Origin of the sequence: Amphritea japonica ATCC BAA-1530 (assembly GCF_016592435.1) — a bacterium.
GTDB lineage: Bacteria > Pseudomonadota > Gammaproteobacteria > Pseudomonadales > Balneatricaceae > Amphritea > Amphritea japonica.
Map to the genome: position 1 here is coordinate 3,289,235 of NZ_AP014545.1, position 18,376 is coordinate 3,307,610.

19 protein-coding genes are annotated in these 18,376 nt (G+C 49.4%); 13 read left to right on the forward strand and 6 right to left on the reverse strand.

The window, feature by feature from the left end:
- The first annotated feature begins 9 nt into the window (after nucleotides 1-9).
- The 11 genes from livH to AMJAP_RS15300 all read left to right on the forward strand — a co-directional run bounded on the left by livH (nucleotide 10) and on the right by AMJAP_RS15300 (nucleotide 10,876).
- Entirely contained in the window at nucleotides 10-936 is a 927-nt protein-coding gene (gene livH, locus AMJAP_RS15250) for a high-affinity branched-chain amino acid ABC transporter permease LivH (RefSeq protein ID WP_019622585.1), read from the forward strand.
- Nucleotides 933-2,195, forward strand: a complete 1,263-nt coding sequence (locus tag AMJAP_RS15255) for a high-affinity branched-chain amino acid ABC transporter permease LivM (RefSeq protein WP_019622584.1) — start codon at nucleotides 933-935, stop codon at nucleotides 2,193-2,195. Before livH ends, AMJAP_RS15255 begins: the two co-directional genes overlap by 4 nt.
- Nucleotides 2,192-2,959, forward strand: a complete 768-nt coding sequence (gene livG / locus AMJAP_RS15260) for a high-affinity branched-chain amino acid ABC transporter ATP-binding protein LivG (RefSeq protein WP_019622583.1) — start codon at nucleotides 2,192-2,194, stop codon at nucleotides 2,957-2,959. The genes AMJAP_RS15255 and livG overlap by 4 nt, the downstream gene beginning before the upstream one ends.
- A gap of 1 nt (nucleotide 2,960) precedes the next feature.
- Nucleotides 2,961-3,662, forward strand: a complete 702-nt coding sequence (locus AMJAP_RS15265; RefSeq protein ID WP_019622582.1) for an ABC transporter ATP-binding protein — start codon at nucleotides 2,961-2,963, stop codon at nucleotides 3,660-3,662.
- 307 nt (nucleotides 3,663-3,969) lie between these two features.
- On the forward strand, nucleotides 3,970-4,170 hold the full coding sequence (locus tag AMJAP_RS15270) for a hypothetical protein (protein WP_019622581.1): 201 nt from the start codon (nucleotides 3,970-3,972) through the stop codon (nucleotides 4,168-4,170).
- 111 nt (nucleotides 4,171-4,281) lie between these two features.
- Nucleotides 4,282-5,646 carry a sigma-54 interaction domain-containing protein gene (locus tag AMJAP_RS15275; RefSeq protein WP_019622580.1) on the forward strand — a complete coding sequence of 455 codons (1,365 nt, stop codon included), beginning with the start codon at nucleotides 4,282-4,284 and terminating at the stop codon, nucleotides 5,644-5,646.
- Nucleotides 5,647-5,815: 169 nt separating this feature from the next.
- Nucleotides 5,816-7,459, forward strand: a complete 1,644-nt coding sequence (locus AMJAP_RS15280; protein WP_019622579.1) for an acyl CoA:acetate/3-ketoacid CoA transferase — start codon at nucleotides 5,816-5,818, stop codon at nucleotides 7,457-7,459.
- A gap of 66 nt (nucleotides 7,460-7,525) precedes the next feature.
- Nucleotides 7,526-8,020: a SixA phosphatase family protein gene (locus tag AMJAP_RS15285; protein WP_019622578.1), complete on the forward strand. Its 495-nt coding sequence runs from the start codon at nucleotides 7,526-7,528 to the stop codon at nucleotides 8,018-8,020.
- Nucleotides 8,021-8,099: 79 nt separating this feature from the next.
- Nucleotides 8,100-9,056: an AEC family transporter gene (locus tag AMJAP_RS15290; RefSeq protein WP_019622577.1), complete on the forward strand. Its 957-nt coding sequence runs from the start codon at nucleotides 8,100-8,102 to the stop codon at nucleotides 9,054-9,056.
- A 42-nt stretch (nucleotides 9,057-9,098) separates the two neighbouring features.
- On the forward strand, nucleotides 9,099-10,250 hold the full coding sequence (locus AMJAP_RS15295; protein ID WP_019622576.1) for an SO_0444 family Cu/Zn efflux transporter: 1,152 nt from the start codon (nucleotides 9,099-9,101) through the stop codon (nucleotides 10,248-10,250).
- Nucleotides 10,247-10,876: an ankyrin repeat domain-containing protein gene (locus tag AMJAP_RS15300; protein WP_019622575.1), complete on the forward strand. Its 630-nt coding sequence runs from the start codon at nucleotides 10,247-10,249 to the stop codon at nucleotides 10,874-10,876. The genes AMJAP_RS15295 and AMJAP_RS15300 overlap by 4 nt, the downstream gene beginning before the upstream one ends.
- Here the strand turns inward: AMJAP_RS15300 and AMJAP_RS15305 are convergent.
- The 6 genes from AMJAP_RS15305 to hemA form a co-directional block, all read right to left on the reverse strand.
- Nucleotides 10,866-11,219, reverse strand: a complete 354-nt coding sequence (locus AMJAP_RS15305; protein ID WP_019622574.1) for a RidA family protein — start codon at nucleotides 11,217-11,219, stop codon at nucleotides 10,866-10,868. The two genes, AMJAP_RS15300 and AMJAP_RS15305, sit on opposite strands and share 11 nt — an antisense overlap.
- Before the next feature lie 187 nt (nucleotides 11,220-11,406).
- Entirely contained in the window at nucleotides 11,407-11,802 is a 396-nt protein-coding gene (locus AMJAP_RS15310) for a CoA-binding protein (protein WP_019622573.1), read from the reverse strand.
- Nucleotides 11,803-11,817: 15 nt separating this feature from the next.
- Nucleotides 11,818-12,573: a molybdopterin-synthase adenylyltransferase MoeB gene (locus AMJAP_RS15315; RefSeq protein ID WP_019622572.1), complete on the reverse strand. Its 756-nt coding sequence runs from the start codon at nucleotides 12,571-12,573 to the stop codon at nucleotides 11,818-11,820.
- Nucleotides 12,563-13,414: a peptide chain release factor N(5)-glutamine methyltransferase gene (gene prmC / locus AMJAP_RS15320; protein WP_019622571.1), complete on the reverse strand. Its 852-nt coding sequence runs from the start codon at nucleotides 13,412-13,414 to the stop codon at nucleotides 12,563-12,565. The genes AMJAP_RS15315 and prmC overlap by 11 nt, the downstream gene beginning before the upstream one ends.
- 11 nt (nucleotides 13,415-13,425) lie before the next feature.
- Entirely contained in the window at nucleotides 13,426-14,514 is a 1,089-nt protein-coding gene (gene prfA / locus AMJAP_RS15325; RefSeq protein WP_019622570.1) for a peptide chain release factor 1, read from the reverse strand.
- A 6-nt stretch (nucleotides 14,515-14,520) separates the two neighbouring features.
- Complete coding sequence (gene hemA, locus AMJAP_RS15330; RefSeq protein WP_019622569.1) at nucleotides 14,521-15,789, reverse strand: glutamyl-tRNA reductase; 1,269 nt, start codon at nucleotides 15,787-15,789, stop codon at nucleotides 14,521-14,523.
- 180 nt (nucleotides 15,790-15,969) lie between these two features.
- Between hemA and AMJAP_RS15335 the strand changes: the two genes are divergently transcribed.
- Nucleotides 15,970-17,685 (forward strand): tetratricopeptide repeat protein, encoded by a 1,716-nt coding sequence (locus AMJAP_RS15335; protein WP_019622568.1) that lies wholly within the window; start codon nucleotides 15,970-15,972, stop codon nucleotides 17,683-17,685.
- Nucleotides 17,686-17,688: 3 nt separating this feature from the next.
- On the forward strand, nucleotides 17,689-18,285 hold the full coding sequence (gene lolB / locus AMJAP_RS15340; protein ID WP_019622567.1) for a lipoprotein insertase outer membrane protein LolB: 597 nt from the start codon (nucleotides 17,689-17,691) through the stop codon (nucleotides 18,283-18,285).
- Nucleotides 18,286-18,376 lie beyond the last annotated feature (91 nt).

Sequence of the window (18,376 nt, forward strand, 5' to 3'; positions counted from 1 at the left end):
TCCCTGCAAATGTCAGAATTCTCTCTCTATCTGTTGCAACAGCTCATTAACGGGCTGACCATCGGCTCAACTTATGCTCTGATCGCCATCGGCTACACAATGGTTTACGGCATCATCGGCATGATTAACTTTGCTCACGGCGAGATCTATATGATCGGCTCCTACATAACATTTATTGTTATTGCAGGCCTGGTGAGCATGGGAATTGTGAGCCTGCCTATTATCCTGGTCATAGCGTTAGTTATCGCTATGTTCATTGCCAGCACTTACGGCTGGGCTGTAGAACGGGTTGCCTACCGCCCTCTGCGCGGCACCAACCGGCTTATCCCTCTCATCTCAGCTATTGGTATGTCGATCTTCCTACAAAATTCGGTAGGCATCTCACAGGGATTCCGTGATGTTGCTTTGCCACCGATGGTTACCGGCGGCTGGGCGTTCGGCAATCCCGCTGACTTTGAAGTCACCGTCTCATATATGCAGGTCATTATCTTCGCCGTTACCTTCATTACGATGACGTTATTAACCCTGTTTATATCCAAGTCCCGTATGGGCCGCGCATGCCGCGCCTGCGCTGAAGACCTGGGCATGACCAACCTACTCGGCATCAATACCAACAAAGTGATCGCCTTAACCTTTATTATCGGCGCAGCTTTGGCGGCAATCGCGGGCTTATTGTTAGGCTTGTATTACGGCGTGGTTAACCCGTTCGTTGGCTTTATCGCGGGCTTAAAAGCATTTACGGCTGCCGTACTGGGTGGAATCGGCTCGATTCCTGGTGCAGTACTCGGTGGACTGGTACTCGGTGTAACCGAAGCAATGACTGCTGCATTTTTCCCCTCGGAGTATAAAGACGTGGTCGCCTTTGGCCTGCTGATTACTATTCTGTTGTTCCGCCCTAGCGGACTTCTTGGCAAGCCGGAGATAGAAAAGGTATGACTACTAACAAGTTTTACAACGCTATCTTCGCCGCTGGCATCACCCTGATTCTGGCCTGCCTGATGATTGGCGTTAAGCTGGATACTTCTGGCACGCAGCTGGCAGTGAAAGGGGCTACCGCAGCACAATGGGCCTGGATTGGCGGAGGCATAGCCATCGTCTTTCTGTCTCAGCTGTTCACCAGTCAAATTGATGCCCTGTTCGGCATGATTCCCAAACCTTCTATCAGCACAATGCTGCCGGAAGAGAAGAAAATGGCGACCCTGAAGCCATGGCTGATCGCTGGCATCATAGTGATCATGGTCATATGGCCATTCATGGTATCCCGGGGCTCCGTCGACCTGGCAACACTGACCCTTATCTACATCATGCTTGGCCTGGGCCTGAATATCGTTGTAGGTCTTGCCGGCTTGCTGGATCTGGGTTTCGTCGCATTCTATGCGGTGGGTGCATACACCTATGCACTGTTATCAGAATATTTCGGTCTGTCATTCTGGGTTTGTTTACCGATCTCTGCCGGTGCAGCTGCGCTGTTTGGTTTCGTACTCGGCTTTCCGGTTCTGCGGTTACGTGGCGATTATCTGGCTATTGTGACTCTGGGCTTCGGTGAGATTATCCGTATCCTGCTCAATAACTGGACAAATGTAACCGGAGGCCCAAGCGGTATTTCCGGCATTGCCAAACCAACGCTATTTGGTCTGGAGTTTACCCGTAAAGCTAAAGGCGGCGAAGATGCGATGACCTTCCATGATTATTTCAATCTGGATTATTCAAGCTCGTATAAAGTCATCTTTCTCTATCTCATAGCAGTACTTTTGGTGATCTTTGTAATCTACCTGATCAACCGTTTGATGCGCATGCCAATAGGGCGTGCCTGGGAAGCCTTACGAGAAGATGAGATTGCCTGTCGTTCTCTGGGCCTTAACAAGACTGCTATCAAGCTCTCGGCCTTTACCATCGGAGCATCCACAGCAGGCTTTGCCGGTGCATTTTTCTCTGCTCGCCAGGGTTTTATCAGCCCTGAATCATTTATTTTCATTGAGTCTGCAATTATTCTGGCCATCGTTGTACTGGGCGGCATGGGCTCACAGGTCGGTATTATCCTGGCAGCTATTGTCATGACCATCCTGCCGGAACTGGCGCGTGAATTCTCTGAATACCGAATGTTACTATTCGGACTGTTAATGGTATTGATGATGCGTTGGCGCCCTGAAGGTCTGGTACCAATGAAGCGACCAAAGCTGGAGTTAAAGCAATGAGTCAGTTACTGCTTGATGTAAACGGCCTAACCATGCGCTTCGGCGGCCTGGTAGCAGTAAACGGCGTTAATCTGAAGGTAAAAAACCGCCAGATCGTTTCTGTTATTGGCCCTAACGGTGCAGGTAAAACCACCGTATTTAACTGTCTGTCCGGGTTTTATATCCCGACTGAAGGCAGTGTCATGCTGAAGAACGAGCAGATTGCCGGCCTTAAGGACTACCAGATTTCCCGCATGGGCCTGGTTCGTACTTTTCAGCATGTTCGCCTGTTCCAAAAGATGACTGTTATTGAGAACATGCTGGTTGCTCAGCATCGTCACCTTAATACTAATCTTATTTCCGGCCTGCTTAAAACGCCGAACTATCGACGTCTTGAACAAGAAGCGATGAACCATGCCATGCATTGGCTGGAAGAAGTTAACCTGCTGGAGTTTGCGAATCGTGAAGCGGGAAATCTGTCTTACGGCCAGCAACGCCGCCTAGAGATCGCCCGCTGCATGGTTACCCAGCCTGAACTACTGATGCTGGACGAGCCTGCTGCAGGACTTAATCCTAATGAGACCAAGGAACTTGATGAACTGATTATCAAGCTACGTGATGAGCATGAAATTTCTGTGCTGCTGATCGAGCATGATATGAGCCTGGTAATGGGTATCTCTGATCACATCTACGTTATTGCCCAGGGCACCCCGCTAGCCAACGGCACGGCTGATGAAATCAAGAATAACCCAGACGTCATCAAAGCCTATCTCGGGGAAGAATAAGATGCTGCAGATAAATAATGTAAACACCCATTACGGTCCTATCCAGGCTTTGCACGACGTTACCGTTAACATCGACGAGGGCGAGATAGTCACCCTTATCGGCGCGAATGGCGCGGGCAAAACCACTCTGATGATGACGATCTGCGGTGATCCGCAGGCATCATCCGGTACGGTAACTTTCAACGGTGAGGAAATAAACAAGCTGAACACCCCTGATATTATGCGTAAAGGCCTGGCCATTGTTCCTGAGGGACGACGTGTATTCAGTGGTATGACTGTTGAAGAGAACCTGTTTATGGGCGCGTACTTCCGCTCTAAAGAAGATGCTCAGCAAACGATCCAACATGTTCTAGAACTATTCCCCCGGCTGGAAGAGCGCTTTAAGCAGCGAGCTGGAACAATGTCCGGTGGTGAACAGCAGATGCTGGCTATTGGCCGCGCCCTGATGAGTAAACCTCGCTTACTGTTGCTGGACGAACCATCACTGGGGCTGGCACCGATAATCATCCAACAGATTTTTGACATTATTCAAAAACTGCGGGAAGACGGTGTCACTATTTTTCTGGTTGAGCAGAATGCTAACCAGGCTCTGAGAATAGCGGATCGCGGCTATGTACTGGAAAATGGCCGCATTGTAAAAACCGATACCGGCGCAAGCCTTCTAACTGACGAGTCAGTTCGACAGGCTTACTTAGGCGGCTAAAAAACTGTCTCTATTAAGAAACAAAAAACCAGCCGCATGGCTGGTTTTTTTTATCACCCAAACGCAATTCTGAAACAAACTTCAGCCAGATACTGATTCAAGTCATCTTTATTAATCATTAATACTTGCAAAACAGTGACTTATATCAAAACTTTTATTCCACAAGTATTATGCTATTATTAGTCGCATAACAAAGACAGAAAACGCGTAATATCTTACCTTTTTTTGTTACTTATTAGCGACAAGCGATTTTAAAGCTTCAATCAAAATAAATTCCGATACAGTGTACAGTTGAGAGGTAATTCAAATGTCATGTCTCTGCCCTCAGTGCAAAGCCTTAATAGATCATCAAAGCATCAGCCTGCACAGCAGCCTGAGCGAAGTAAAACATGTACATAACAATACGCTATATGCATGCGATGATTGTGGCTCCCATATCGGCTTAATCAGCGTACCCCATCGCTGGGAACTGATTGATGTTGAACCTAAACACCAGCGCGTCGCCTGATAGCCTGCACGACAACCTTGCAGCGGGCTATTAAACCCTTTTCTATATTGCTGCCATCCGGCAAAATAATCTGGCACACTGAGCTGCATCTATCTGTAGCGTAGAAGACCAATGAGCCAGCTTGAAACTCTCATTAATACCAGTGACGAAAACCTCCTTACCCTGCTATCGAGTCTATGCCAGGGCGCTATTGCTATTGATCAAGAGTGCCGGATCGTCTGGTTAAGCCAGCAATACCGTGAGCTGATGGAGCTGCCTGACAACACCGAGTTCATAGGCCAGCTTGTAAACGATATCTTACCAACCACCCAACTTCCCAGAATACTCAAGACAGGCCAACCGAGCTTTCTCGATCTAATGCAGATCAATAACCAATGGTGCGCGGTTACCCGCCTGCCGCTCAAAAATCCCGACGGTTCAGTATTCGGCGCAATCGGTTTTGTCTTCTATGACAATCTGGAAAACCTCCAACCACTGTTTGATAAATTCGCCCGATTGAAAAAACAGCTAGTGTCAGAGAATCTCCTTCGAATCAGCAAATATGAACTGGATGATCTCGTTGGCAACTCTCCCGCCCTGCTTAAGATTAAGCGTCAGGCATTGCGAGCCGCTCAGCTCGACACCACTATTCTGTTATTGGGGGAAACCGGCACGGGCAAAGAGTTACTTGCCCAGGGTATCCATAATGCCTCACCTCGCAGGGACGCTCCTTTTGTCGGTATCAACATGGCTGCACTACCCGAATCACTGGTAGAAGCTGAGCTATTTGGAACAGCCGCTGGTGCTTATACCGGCGCAAACAAGAATGGCCGTCTGGGAAAAATACAGCTAGCGACAGGCGGTACCCTGTTCCTTGATGAGATTGCTGATATTTCAGCAGCCATTCAGGCAAAGCTATTACGAGTAATTCAGGAGAGGGAGATCGAAGCACTCGGCTCCAATCGCCTGGAAAAAGTCGATGTTCGGATCATTGCAGCAACCTCTCGCAACCTAAAACAGCTGGTTGATAAAGGGTTATTCAGAGCTGACTTGTACTACCGCCTGAATGTCCTGCCGCTTCAGCTTCCAGCCCTCAGAGACAGAATACCGGACATACCTGCTATCAGCAGTTATCTGATGGAAAAAATTGCCCGCGAGTCAGGCCTTCCTGCTCTAAGCCTAAGTAAAGATGCACTCATCTGGCTACAACAGTATCACTGGCCTGGAAATGTTCGCGAGTTGCACAACCGACTTGAGCGAGCCTGCGTGATGGCTGAGCAGGAACTAATTTCAACGGAGGATCTTGGTGCTGAGGACCTGATCAGCACCAATGAAACCATCGCATTTACGGATCTGAACCAAGCCAAAAACCATGCTGAAGCCGAATCTCTACAGCAGGCGCTTACACAATCTCAGCACAATAAAACCAAAGCGGCGAAATTACTGGGTATTTCTCGCGCGACTCTATACAACCGAATCAAACGTCTAAATATGTAAAGCCATCTAGACACATATAAACACTCTGTCTTAATAATTAGACAGACATTCGCACTGCGTATAATCGATAATCACGTAAGACCTTGATTAATTTATATTTGTTAGTACTGGCTCGATGATTGCAGTCCACATAACCATACTAAAAAATAATAATCACAGGACGACTCCTATGTCTAAGTTACTCAGTGCCGCGCAGGCAGCCCAATTGATTCCTGACAATGCCACTATTGCCACCGGGGGATTTATCGGCATCGGGTTTGCTGAAGCAATCGCCACAGCAATCGAGCAACGCTTTCTTTCCAGTCAGCAGCCCAGGCAAGTTGCACTCGTATACGCAGCGGGTCAGGGAGATGCGCAGACACGCGGCCTGAATCACTTCGCTCACGAAGGGATGGTGCGAAAAGTGATCGGCGGACACTGGGGGTTAGCACCCGGACTGGGAAAGCTTGCCACGGATAATAAGATCGAGGCCTACAATCTGCCACAGGGTGTTATCTGCCACCTCTTCAGAGATATCGCTGCCGGAAAACCAGGCACCCTGACCAAGGTCGGTCTGCACACCTTTGTTGACCCTCGCCAGGAAGGCGGCAAGATAAACAATCGCACCCTCGCAGATCAGGTTGAGCTGCTAACATTGCACGGTGAAGACTACCTGTTTTATAAAGCGTTCCCGATCGATATAGCTTTACTTCGCGGCACCACGGCAGACGCAGACGGCAATATCTCCATGGAGCGGGAAGCACTTCCCCTGGATGCCCTGGCCATCGCCCAGGCAACCCATAACAGTGGCGGCAAAGTGATCGTTCAGGTCGAACGCACCACCCATCAGCACCAGCTAACACCTGATCGAGTCAGAATTCCCGGTATATTGGTAGACCATATCGTCGTCGCTGATTCACAGGATCACCCACAAACGTTCGCCGAGCCTTTTAATCCAGCTTATTGTGGCGATGTCATTGCCCCGCTAGAACAACAAAGCCAACCCTTGTCCGCACGTAAGATCATCGGTCGCAGAGCGTTGATGGAACTTCGTAAAGGAGCGGTAGTCAATCTGGGTATCGGCATGCCGGAGATGGTCTCAGCCGTGGCTGCCGAAGAAAAGATGCTCAACGATTTCACCCTCACGGTTGAACCTGGAGGCATTGGCGGACAACCCGCCAGCGGTTTAAGTTTTGGTGCTGTCAGCAACGCTGCTGCCGTCATCGACCAGCCTGCACAATTTGATTTCTATGATGGCGGAGGACTAGACCAGGCTTTTCTCGGATTGGCAGAGAGCTGTCCAGAAGGTCACGTAAACGTCAGTCGTTTCAGCGATAAACTTGCCGGGGCCGGCGGATTTATCAACATCACCCAAAACACTCAGGATCTGTATTTTTTAGGCACCTTCACCTCAGGATCGCAACAGCTTGAGATTCACAACGGTGAGCTTAACGTCATCAGGAACGGCTCCGTTAAAAAGTTTCTAAAGCAAGTGCAGCAGATTACATTTAACGGGCAATACGCAATTGAGCAGGGCCAGAAAGTAACATTTATCACCGAAAGAGCAGTCTTTATTCTCACCAGTGAAGGCCTGAAATTGACAGAAATCGCACCGGGAGTCGACCTGAAGAAAGATATTCTCGATCAAATGGATTTCAGACCTCTCATTGACAACAATCTCACGCCGATGGATCCAAGACTTTTTAAAGAAGGCCCTATGAACCTGCAACACAATGGCAGCCATCCCGCTGGGCATATGCGTAAAGTCTGGGCACAACTCATTCAAGGCTTGAATGAACAGAGAGCGAACCTGGAAGACTGTATCGCCAGTTGAAGCATAGCTTTTAGGTCAATGATAGTTAATACTGGAATTATCATTTACGAGGCTTAGGGATATTTTATGAAAATGCTGACACTGGTACGACACGCCAAATCCAGCTGGAAAGACCCTGAACTTTCTGACTTCGATCGCCCTCTGAACAAGCGGGGCAAGCGAGATCTGCCTCTGATGGCTGCCAGATTGGTCGATATGAATATCCAGCCGGATCTGATTCTCAGTAGTGGAGCCCGCAGAGCAATGGCCACCGCCGAGCTAATTGCAATGGAGCAGGATTACTCAACAGACAAAATCATTGAGATACCCGAGCTTTACCATGCCCGGTCAGAAACCCTGATAAACCTACTACAAAGTCAGTCAGACCATTACCGGAGTATCTTAGTGGTCGGACACAGCCCCACACTTGAAATGGCCAGTTTTTACCTGACACAGGAACTGATTCCCAAGTTTCCTACCAGTGGTGTCATTCAGTTGGCCCTGAGTATTACCAGCTGGGAGGAAGTCGCTGAATCTTGCGGCACACTGGAGCGACTGGACTATCCAAAACTCCACCCTTAACCACTCCACCCAGAGGGTAAAATCCCGCGCAAAGGTGATACACTAGCGCCACTCACAGCCGCCCACCGGAACTCCCGCCTTGAGCCTTTACCTCGACACATTGCTGTTTACCGGCAATATAGTTGCACCTATCTTTTTTATCTCACTGCTTGGCTATCTGTTAATGCGATTGCAGATAATTGACCAGCATTTCGTCGCAACTGCCTCACGGCTGGTTTTTACTATTACACTGCCGGCCCTGGTCTTTATGAGCATTTCCAGAATGGACTTCCAGGCAGTTTTCAACCCGACACTACTGACTTATTTTATAATCAGCACTCTGGTTTGCTTCACACTGCTGTGGCAGGTTAGTAAACGTTTTATCCACAAGCCTGAAGATCTCGGCGTGTTTATTCAGGGAGCCTTTCGCGGCAACTACGGTATCATCGGATTGGCGGTCAGTTTTAATATGTTTGGCGACAGTGGACTGGCTCAAGCCTCTCTTCTACTCGCTTGCGTTATCCCTCTGTACAACACCCTTTCAGTACTCGCACTTTCACTACCAATGCAGAAACAAAACGGACTCAATCTCACACAACCCCTGATTGAAATCGCACGTAACCCGTTAATCATTGCCGTATTGCTGGCACTTCCCTTTTCCTACTTCGACTGGGGTTTGCCCACCGCAATTGATAAGATCGGCAACTATTTCGCTAACCTGACACTTCCACTGGCGTTACTTGCTGTAGGCGCGTCCCTGAATCTGCGAAGCCTGAAAGACACCTCAGGAGAATCCAGCTGGGCTACCCTTATTAAACTAATCCTTATGCCCCTGATACTAACCAGCGGCGCCTGGATAAGCGGTATAAGAGGTCAGGAACTCGGCATTCTGTTCATCTTGTTTGGCTGCCCAACCGCAGCAGCCAGCTTTATCATGGCCAAAGCGATGCACGGTAATGCGCAGCTGGCTGCCAATATTATTCTGACCACCACCATAGGCTCTATCGTTACACTAAGTAGCGGGATCTACCTGTTGCGACTCTGGAATTTGGCTTAAGGAAGAGTAAGATAAGCAGTATCTTATATACAAGGTAGCGCTATGTTGCTTGAATTCTTTGACCACCTGCTGAGCCTGTTTCTCGACACCGCCGTCTGGTTGCTATTCGGTCTGGTTCTGGCTGCTGCCCTGAAAGGTTGGATTCCAACGACTCTGGTGGAGAAGTGGCTCAGTGGTACCGGCGCTGGTTCGGTTATCCGGGCAGCGCTAATCGGAGCACCGCTCCCCCTATGTTCATGCGGAGTGCTTCCCACAGCAATAGCCCTGCGACGCTCAGGCGCCTCCAAGCCCGCTACAGTATCCTTTCTCGTCGCCACACCGGAAACCGGTGTTGATTCAATCTCGGTAACCTATGCCCTGCTGGGGCCTGTGATGGCTATCATACGGCCAATGTCAGCCATAATCAGCGCGGTGGTAAGCGGTATCATGATTTTACTGTTCGACGGCGGTGAAAATAACAAGGACTCTTCTCTAAAAGAGCCCACAGACAAACAAGAAACAAGCTGCTGCAGCACAAAAAAGGAACCGGTTAGTCCCTGTTGTAGTCAATCAGAGGAACCTGTAACTAGTTGTTGCAGTAAATCAGAAGCACCTGAAGCCAGTTGCTGCACTGAACAAAACGATACACCTAAACAATCTGGTTTTTTAGCCGGGTTACAGTTTGCCATCGTAGATATCCTCGATGACATATCCAAATGGCTCACTATCGGTCTGATCCTCGCCGCGGTGGTTGCCACACTGGTAGAACCTGCCAGCCTGAGCCAGTGGGGCAGTGGCCTGACCGCTATGCTATTGATGCTGGTTGTTGGCCTGCCGCTCTACATCTGCGCAACAGCCTCTACTCCCCTGGCTGCCGCATTACTGGCCGCCGGCATGTCTCCAGGCGCTATTCTGGTCTTTCTGCTGGTAGGCCCCGCCACTAACATCGCCTCCATCGGCATTCTCAGCCGCGAGCTTGGTATCCGTGCCGTCGCGCTCTATCTACTTGGCATTAGTATCTGTGCAGTTTTACTGGGACTAGCGACTGATGCCATTCTCAACGACCAGATGATATCAGTCGGAACAGCCATGGCTCATCACGACGCCGCGGGCTTTATGGTCATTAAATGGGTCGCAGCGGTTATCCTGTTTGTTCTGGCAGTAAAACCCCTGCGCCAGCTTATCTGGAAAGATACAACGACGGCCTGCGCATGAGTTTCTTTACTAAGCGAAACCTGAAAAAACTACAACTGGCGATTATTGACGCGGATCTAATCACACTCAAAAAGCAATTTAATAAGCTGGATTCCAATACCGTCAACGAACATCTTTTCGCTTTCGATGATCAACAGTTCAATGCCGTCGAACTCGCCATCAGATCAGGTCAGGCCAAATCCCTGCAACACTTACTGCAAGCGGGTTGCGGCTTAAATGCCAGTCACACCGAACCACTGCTCTATCAGGCATTACAGCACCCAGTGCAAAGTCTGCAGCTTATGACAGTACTGCTGCAGGCTGGCGCACCGTTAGCGTACCCCGACATGACACCCGATCACGCGCTCTTTGCCTGTTTCCTTTTTTGTCCGGACACCACTCTGATGCTCCACCTTAGCAGACTGAATGAAAATGGAGCCGATCTTAACCACTGTGATCAGCATGGAGAAAGTACGCTCAGACTAGCGATGCAAAAGGAGGATAAGGCGCTTGTTCAGATGTTGATAAACAGTGGGGCGACGTTTTCGAAAACACTGAGGACTGAAGGATGCGGTAAAGAGATCACCGACTATGCCGAGCGGCTCGCCGATGATCTGAAAATCAGACAAATGATGCTTACTTCTTGACCGCAGCAATCACAGACACTTCCACCAATAATTCAGGACGCGCCATCCGCGCTTCGACACAGGCTCTGGCCGGAGCATGTCCTGCGGGAGCCCAGTTATCCCACACCTCATTCATACCGGCAAAATCTTTCATATCACGAATATAAAGCGTCGCTGAGAGAATGTGTTCACGATCACTGCCTGCCTGCTCTAGCAATGCATCCACTTTTTCCAGCATGGTTGCCGTTTGCTCTTTGATCCCAGCGGTCGCATCTTTTGCTACCTGGCCACACAGATAAACAGTATCGTTATGAATCACGATCCGGCTCATGCGCTGACCAATCTCTTGCCGTTCAATTGACATCTGTACTCACCCTTAATCTAAAAAACAGTCAAATAAAAACCAATAATTGTAGTAGATCAGGCACAAGACACCAGTCTAATGCTCCTGAATTCAGAAGCATTAACGGCATAAACAGATGTTGTCAGAGTAATAGCAGAAAATATCGCTATTTAAGAATACCTTCTCATCTGAGAAGCAGAGAACTCACTCAGAGCCGGGGAATTTCAATCGCAGGGCAACGGTCCATCACCACCTGGAGTCCAGCCGCCTGAGCCTTTTCAGCAGCCGGCTCATTGATAACGCCCAGCTGCATCCAGACAGACTTCGCATTCACAGCAATAGCTTCATCAACCACGTCACCGGCTTCTGCAGAACCGCGGAAAATTTCCACCATATCGATCGGCTCTTTAATATCCGCCAGCGAGGAGACCACCTCACGCCCATGGATCTGCTGCCCTGCTTTAAAGGGGTTAACAGGAATCACGTTATAGCCTTTTGACAACAGAAAATGCATTACCTGATTACTAGCCCGGTGTGACTTAGGACTGGCCCCCACCATCGCTATCGTCTTACTTTTTTCTAAAACTTGTCGAATAACGTCCATTGAGCACGGTTCCTCTTAATTATTTTTATATCCACAGCAAGGACACTCAGGGTCCCGCCGTAGTTTCAGGGTTCGCCAATCCATATGGCGTCCGTCCAGAAGCAACAACTTTCCGATCAGCGGACGACCCACATCCGCTAGTACTTTTAATGCTTCCATCGCCTGTACTGAGCCAATAATACCGACCAGGGGGGCGATTACTCCGCTTTCAGAACAGGTTAAATTTTCATCATCCCCTTCTCGATACAAACAACGATAACAGGGGGCATCTTCATGTCTCGAATCAAAAACAGCGACCTGCCCATCAAAACGTATAGCTGCACCTGAAACTAGCGGTGTTTTATACTTCACACAAGCATCATTTATCGCAAAACGGGTAGTAAAGTTGTCACTACAATCAACGACAAGATCAACTTCAGCGACCTGTTTCGCCAACGCCACATCATCCAGACGAGCATTAATAGCCACCACCTCCACATCTGGATTCAACGCTGTCAGTGCAACTTTTGCTGAATCAACCTTAGGCTGACCGATCGTTGAAGTGCTGTGTACAATCTGACGCTGAAGATTAGTCAGCTCAACGTTATCATCATCCACTAACACCAGCCGACCTACCCCGGCTGCGGCCAGATACATCGCAACAGGGCTGCCAAGACCTCCCACACCGATCACTAAAACGGAGGCATTTAACCAGGCTTCCTGACCGGCAATATCAACCTCAGGCAGCATTATCTGGCGACTATAACGTAGTAGCTGTTCATCATTCAGCATTCGGTGTCTTCTCTTTTTCCCAGGTCGCCCAGGTTATACGATCATTGCCGCCATAATCCTGTGCCGATTCTATATCGGTATAATCTAATTCTGACAGTAACGCTTGCACAGCAGCAGCCTGATCATAACCATGCTCAAACAGCAACTTGCCACCGCTCACCAAAAACTCGCGGGCCTGGGTAGCAATCTGACGGATATCCGCCAAACCGTTGTCAGCTGCGATCAGCGCACTCACCGGTTCAAAACGCAGATCACCTTGTTCCAGATGAGGGTCCAGGGGGTCAATATAGGGAGGATTGCTAACAATCATCTCAAACAACCCATCCACAGGCTCAAACCAGCTCCCCTGTAGTACTGCCACATTATCCAGCCCGATACGCTGACGATTCTGTTCGGCCAATGCCGCCGCTTCTGCAACACGGTCCACAGCAATCAGCTGCCAGACCGGACACTCAGAAGCCAGCGCCAGCGCAATAGCGCCGGTGCCCGTTCCCAGGTCTAATACTCTGGCTACAGAATGGGGAATTAGTTCAAGCGCTTTTTCAACCAGGCACTCAGTATCGGGCCGGGGAATCAACGTGGTGGGATTAACCTCCAGATCAAGGGTCCAAAAACCACGACTACCCGTCAGGTGCGCAATTGGTTCGCCTTGCAGGCGGCGTTGAATCAGCTGTTCAAACTGGCTTTGTTGATCCTCTGCCAGCTGATAATCACGATGAACAAAGAGGAAAGTACGGTCTTTCTCAAGGATATGGCAGAGCAGTAACTCGACATCCAGCTCAGGACTGTCACTGCTCCCCTTCAGCTGGCCAGTAATCGCCAGCGCATCAGATATATTCATTGGCAGAGTGATCAGCTGCCCTCAGACAGAGCACCCAATAGCTCAGCCTGATATTCGTTAACTAATGGATCTACCACCTGACCCAACGCACCTTCCATCACTTCCTGAAGTTTATACAGGGTAAGATTGATACGGTGATCGGTAACCCGTCCCTGCGGAAAATTGTATGTCCGAATCCGCTCGGAGCGGTCGCCACTGCCTACCAGCGATTTCCGGGTACTGGCCTGTGCAGCGGCATGGCGCTCCTGTTCCGCTGCTTGTAGGCGAGATGCCAACAGTGACATCGCCTTGGCACGGTTTTTATGCTGCGATCGTTCTTCCTGACATTCGACGACAACACCCGTAGGAACATGCGTAATACGGATAGCTGAGTCGGTTTTGTTGACGTGCTGACCACCCGCACCGGAAGCACGGAAAGTATCTACCCGTAGATCACCTTTATTGATCTCTATATCACTGACTTCATCCATCTCCGGCATAACTGCTACCGTACAGGCTGACGTATGAATACGTCCTTGAGACTCAGTTTCTGGCACCCGCTGAACCCGGTGCGCCCCGGACTCAAATTTCAGACGAGAATACACATCTTTGCCGACTATCCGCGAGATCACCTCTTTATACCCGCCATGCTCACCCTCGTTGGCACTGATAATCTCCAGCTTCCAACCCTGGTTTTCCGCATAGCGACTATACATCCGTAACAGATCACCCGAAAATATCGCCGCTTCATCACCTCCGGTTCCCGCACGCACTTCCACAAATACATTGCGGGCGTCATTCGGGTCTTTCGGGAGAAGCAAAATCTGCAATTCCTGCGTCAGCGTTTCAATACTTTCTTTCGCTACCGCAAACTCTTCTTTAGCCATCTCACGCATGTCCGGATCGGAATCCTCTGACATCAGTTTGGCTTCTTCAAGATCATTCTGGGCGGTCAGATAGGACTGAAAACACTGGACAACAGGCTCCAGTTCAGCATATTCCATCGAGTAAGCGCGAAACTTATTCTGATCATTGATAACCCCCGCATCACCCAGTAATGCCGCCAGCTCTTCATATCGATCGGCCAGGGTCTCCAGCTTCAGGGCTATAGATTCTTTCATCGTTAATCAGTCTTCTTTCACGTTATGAGACAGCTGATACAGATCCTGTGCCATCTCGAGATAGTCGTCACGTCCTTCCGCACTGGCTTTTCTCAGCTGCACGGTAGGACTATGGAGAAATTTATTGGTCAGGCCACGCGCCAGGTTATTGAGCACCTCGTCCGCTGACTTACCATTACTTAACTGACGCAGCGCTTTTTCAAGTTCCGCATCACGCAGTTGTTCAGTCTGCTGGCGCAATGCCATCACCGTTTCAACAGCACCCAGCGCCCGCAGCTGACGCATAAACTCTACGGCACCCACCTCCACCAGCGTTTCAGCTTCCCGGGCAGCAGATTCGCGACTGCGAACATTTTCTTCTATAACCTCTTTAAGGTCATCGACAGTGTAGAGGTAAACATCATCCAGCTCTGCAACTTCCGGCTCAATATCCCGGGGGACAGCGATATCCACCATAAAGATCGGACGGTGCTTACGTTTTTTCAACGCGGACTCAACCGCCCCTTTACCCAGAATCGGCAATTGGCTCGCGGTTGATGCAATCACAATGTCCGCATCTTCCAGCGCGTCAGGAATGTCGCCTAACAATATTGCCCGGGCATTAAACTCATCGGCCAGCGCTTCAGCACGGACCAGCGTTCGGTTCGCCACAATCATCTGCTGGACACCGGCTTCCGACAAATGTCGGGCGACCAGTTCTATGGTTTCACCCGCACCAATCAATAACGCTTTACTCTGGCTCAGGTCAGAAAAGATATGCTGCGCCAGACTCACAGAAGCGTAAGCAACAGACACCGGATTTTCGCCAATAGCCGTATCAGTACGTACTTTTTTCGCCACCGCAAAGGTTTGCTGAAATAATCGCGCCAACTCAGCCCCGACAACGCCTGCATCCTGAGAAACCGCATAACAGGATTTTAACTGTCCCAGAATCTGCGGCTCGCCCAATACCAATGAATCCAATCCACTGGCAACCCGCATCATATGCTGAGCAGCATCCTGATTCCAATGAGCGTAGCTACAACTCTGAAGCTCATCCGGATCAAGACGGTGATAACTTCCCAGCCACTCCAGCAACGCACGAGTCCCCTCCAGCTCTGTGGAGCAGTACAGTTCGGTGCGATTACAGGTGGACAAAATCGCCACCTCTTTCAGATGAGCAAGATCGCAGGCCTGCGCCAACGCCTCAGCCATCTGTTCAGGCGCAAAAGCGACCTTCTCACGGACTGATACTGAAGCGGTCTTGTGATTAATGCCTAACGCGAGCAAAGCCATATAGGAAAACGACACCCAGATTGAAAATAGCGCGTAATAATACACCTAATTAGCGTAAAGGTTAAAAAACAGAGGCCGGATCAGATCAATTTTTTACTATTTACACCCAGATATGACAACCGCCCCGAGATTCATCTATAGTGGAGCTTCTCTCTATTTGCGACAGATAAGAACAGCTAAATGAAAGCACCTATTCTCGCGACAACACTCATAGCCACCTTGTTAAGCATTGGCGGATGTACCAGCCAGTTTAGTAAACCCGCCGCCACGGCAACGGTTGCCCCCTTGCCAGCAGTAGAATACATCCCTGGCGAACTTAACCGGGAAACCCTTTATGAGCTGGTTGTAGCAGAAATAGCAGGCCAGCGAAAAGAGTTTGATCTTTCGCTGGAAAATTACCTTCATCAGGCACAACTTACCGGTGATCCGGCTATCGCCAAGCGGGCCACCTATATTGCACAGTATCTGCATCAGCCTGATCAAACCTTACTAGCCAGTACATTATGGCAACAAGCTGAGCCCGAAAACCCGGAGCCTTACCAGATCGCCGCCGGAATACTGCTGCGCAAAGGCGACTTTTCTACCGCACTACCGCTATTGCGAAAAGCGCTCAACCACTCTAACCCACAAACCTTGATGGTAATCAGTGCTCAGGCTGAGCAATTTAGTACCGAAGAAGCGGAAGCGTATATCGGTCTGCTAAAAGAACTATCAACCGAGAATCCTGACGCGACCCTACTGACAACTTTAGGATTGCTATATAAACAGCAGAAAAATAATGAGCGCGCACTACAACACTTCAATGCAGCGCTTCGAGCCGAACCTGATCACCTTGAAGCAATCAGACAAAAGGCCGAGTTATTCAGAACCCAGAACAAATTCAAGCAAGCCATCAGTTTACTTGAAGCACAACTGGAAAAAGGCAAACCCGATCAGCAGCTTAATACGCTATACGTTCAACTGCTATTCCAGTCCAAGCAGCCAAAACGTGGCACTGAGCAAGCGCAACTATTAATAGAGCGCTTTGCGGACGAACCCCAGTTGAACTTTTATATTGCCCTTCTTCTCTTAGAAAACGAGCAGGTAGCGCAGAGCCGTCAGATAATGAATGACCTGCTGATTCGTTATCCAGACAATACCACTCCCCACTATTATCTGGGCTTAATTGAACAACAGGATGGTAATTCCGAGCTGGCAATCAGCCACTTCCTGAAAGTCAGGGACAGTAACAATTTATTGCCTGCCTTCCGCCGTATTGCCACTCTACTTGACCATCCAAGCGATCGTCTCCAGCTGCAAAACATTACTCAGGAGGCCCGCAATAGCATTCCTGAAATCAGCATTCAGTTATATGTACTTGAAGCCGAGTGGCTTAATCTGAATGACTACAAAGGCACCGCACTTAGCGTTCTTGATGAAGCCCTGCAACAACACCAGGACGACGTAAACTTACTCTATACACGGGCCATGATTCTTGAACCTCAGGATATACAGCTAATAGAACGAGATCTCCGTCGGGTACTTGAACTTGAGCCTGATAACAGCATGGCGCTGAACGCATTGGGGTATACCTTATCACTCTATACTGACCGCTTTGACGAAGCCTTTGAGCTGATAACAGAAGCCCTAAGACTAAAACCTGATGATCCCGCCATTCTTGACAGCATGGGATGGGTTTTATTGAAACAAGGAAAAGCAGCCGAAGCGGTTAGTTTTCTACAACAGGCCTACAAGCTATTTCCCGACCCTGAAGTCAGCGCCCACCTAATTCAGGCTTATCAAACTTCAGGACAACCGGAGAGAGCGCAAGAACTTTTGCAACAGGAGCTACTCAAACACCCTGATAATGAATTTCTACTGGATGCTGCGACATCCATTAACAAGACTCAGGAATAAGCTTTGAGCATTCGCACACTAATTTTATCCATAACTTTGCTTCTGTCAGGCTGTTCAGGCCTGACAACGACACCTGACGCGCCACCTCCATCCCGCTCCTGGGATGAGCTGCAACAAGCACTACTGAGTGCAGATAACTGGCAGCTCAGGGGAAAGATAGGTATTCGCACCACCGATCAAAACCAAAGCGCAAATCTCTATTGGCAACAGTTACAACAGCACTATCAAATCGAACTCACCGGACCTTTAGGTCAGGGCGGCGCCCGAATCGAGGGCAACAACGAGGGAATCACCATCAATATTGCCGGTGAGGAGCCACTGTGGGCCGCATCACCTGAGCGACTCATGGAGCAAACACTCGGCTGGCAATTTCCGGTGCGAGAGCTACTGTATTGGGCCCGCGGCATTCCGGCCCCCGATCAACCCTTCGAACTCACCCTGAGCCAGCAACGCGCGCAAAAAATACTCCAAAACAACTGGGAAATCAATTACTTAAGATTCAGCAATCAGCAAGGCTATTCCCTTCCGGAAAAGATCATTATTCGCCAGAATGATCTGCGCTTCACCATCATCGCTAAAGAGTGGCAGATCAAACTCTAAAATCAGTTCTTTTCAGCGCCATTCGTTTGACTTTAACGGTCCGTTCCGGGAAAATGTGCGCCTCTTTTACCGGGCTATGTCCGGGCATGAG